This is a genomic window from Bartonella sp. AA81SXKL (assembly GCF_042196945.1).
Lineage (GTDB): Bacteria > Pseudomonadota > Alphaproteobacteria > Rhizobiales > Rhizobiaceae > Bartonella.
Genome location: NZ_JBHIRH010000196.1, coordinates 1 through 773, shown reverse-complemented (window position 1 = coordinate 773; position 773 = coordinate 1). Strand labels below are relative to the sequence as shown.

Annotated in this window: 1 protein-coding gene; it reads left to right on the top strand. The window is 42.7% G+C overall.

Translation table 11 applies throughout. The features are described 5' to 3' along the window. Positions 1-773, top strand: a 773-nt coding sequence (locus tag ACFINZ_RS10550; protein ID WP_375701489.1) for an autotransporter domain-containing protein, incomplete at both ends; no start/stop codon positions are given.

The window sequence follows — 773 nt, the reverse complement described above, 5'->3', positions numbered from 1 at the left end:
AAGCGAATGCTGAGCAAAGTCTCGGAGGAGAAAATAAGAATTTTTGGGATTTCCGTTTACAAAGTGCTACCCTTGACGATGAAGGGAAGATTCGAGCTCTTGTACCACAAGTAGCCAGTTATTTGGTCATGCCTAACGCTTTATTTTCCGCTGGATTGGCTGAGCTGAATAATCAGAATATACTGTTAGAGAATATGCGGACAACACTCTTTGAAGCAAAGGATAAAAAAGAAGATAACAAAAAGAGTGGGATCTTCTTATCCTCCTATGGCCACAAGATCACATTGTCTTCTAACCGTAGTCCTCTACACTATGGCTATGGTGCTGATGTTCACTATACTGCAATACAAGCAGGCATGACATTAGCAGCATTAGAAGGTCAAAATAGCACCACACATTTTGGTCTTTTGGGGACATACGGACAACTCTCTTTCACTCCAAAGGGCATGGAAGGTGCTGATAAGAGTACACTCGATAAATGGTCACTTGCTGCATATGGAAACATCCAGCATAACGATGGCATCTATGTTAATGCACTGTTCTCCTACGGAGCTTTCAAAGGAAATATCACCACAGCCCTCATTGGGAACACTGCAAAATTGGATGGTTCTCATACTGTAAGTGCATCAGCGACCATCGGACATAAACTAGAAACCGATGCTAAAGGATTGGTCTTTGAACCACAAGCACAACTCCTTTATCAACGCCTCATGCTTGGAGCCCTCTCAGATATCGATGGCTTTAACGTGAATATGGGTAAGCCTCATCAATGG